This window comes from Mucilaginibacter flavus, assembly GCF_030409315.1.
Taxonomy (GTDB): Bacteria; Bacteroidota; Bacteroidia; order Sphingobacteriales; family Sphingobacteriaceae; genus Mucilaginibacter; species Mucilaginibacter flavus.
This window is the reverse complement of the sequence record NZ_JAUFPS010000056.1, coordinates 1-1461: the sequence shown is the minus strand read 5'-3', so window position 1 is coordinate 1461 and position 1461 is coordinate 1. Positions and strand designations below refer to the sequence as shown.

Annotated in this window: 1 protein-coding gene; it reads right to left on the bottom strand. The window is 40.0% G+C overall.

The window, feature by feature from the left end:
• Window positions 1-21 precede the first annotated feature (21 nt).
• On the bottom strand, window positions 22-1461 hold a 1440-nt coding region (locus QWZ17_RS23295; protein WP_290307725.1), incomplete at its 5' end, for an IS4 family transposase.

Genomic DNA, 1461 nt, shown 5'->3' with positions numbered 1-1461 from the left:
GCTACTGTGTGTACACATCTTTTAGTTGAAGTTTTGAAACATTAACCATCCTTCATATACGTTATAGAATTTAGCCAGGCCTTTTTGTAAAACAATGGGGCCTGGCTTTCTTTGTGATCTATATCCTTTCCAACCGCCCATTCGTGCAATTATCCATGTTGCCCATTTCAATGTGTTAACTTTGGCATGGTTCTTTAGTTTTTCAGTTGGTCCGTCCATCTTTTTGGCTATCATTTGTAAGCATTTTTGTTCTTGCTCATCAAATACTTCGTCTATAGATTGTTCATTATCATCTAAGTAAGCAAGCATCATCTGCAATATCCGAAGACTTGCCATCATTGCCAGCAAAGTTAGTTTACGAATAGCCCACCCTTGTTCTAATTGTGACCTTTCGATCTTAAACCCATCCGATTTCAATAAGCGATGGATCTGTTCAATATGCCACCGTTCCTTATACCAACAGATGATCTGCAAAGCCTGTTCGGCCGTATTTACCTCATGTGTCGTCAATATCCGCCAGTGGATACCTTTCTTTCTGCCTTGTTCAATTGCTTCCACTACATATACTTCCTGTTTTTTGGGAAGTTGTTCATCTCTGCATGAAACAGGCTTTAATAACTCAACCTTAGTCCACTTCAACCCCATTTCAGCAATACGTTTAGGGGCATTTTTCCTAATATCGCCAACCACAGACAAAGGGTAATTATGCATTACAGGCAACCCGTTCAGACAAGTACTTAGCTTTAGTTTTCCCTCAATCTGCCGGTCATGATTGGAGCGGATAAGCAAGTGTACTTTGTCTTTTTCAACGACCCCAAACAAATCATAAATATCACTTTCTCTGTCTGCAACGATCGTTATCGCATTTGCTTGTTTCAATAAATTCTTACTTTGAATAGCGGATTCTATCCATTTGTAAGATTCTTTCTCCTTGATGGGTAGATGCTGATAATCACGCTCTAATTTCTTTGGTGTATCCGCCGGCCTTTCCCATACTTTAATAGATGAATACCCCAAAGCATGGCTTCTGTCAGCATCAACCACCAAGCTACTATGTAACATAAATCCCAGGATATCTTCCCTGGAAGTAGTTCCTAATCCACTTTTTGGCTTTATTCGGCCTCGTTTCGGTGAAAAGTTAAATTCAGTGGTATCCTGTATACATAATAAATGCCGCCCGGAACTTAAATCCTTACAACGATCTGTGATACTTTTTACTATCCCCGATTCACTAAAACTTTCGTTATTAAATAGCCTGTAAAAGCTACGCTGCTCGGCTTCATCTTCTGTAATTTCACGCAAGCTACTACTACGTCCGGTTGTCAGTTTTCTTAAAACTTCTGTTGCCCGTTTTCCTATCCGCTTGTCCCCAAAGACTCCCTCAAAATCAGGGTTGGAATTAATTGGTTCGTTCATCAAACAAAAGTCCAACTTTTTCGCAACTTGTGTACACACAGTAGC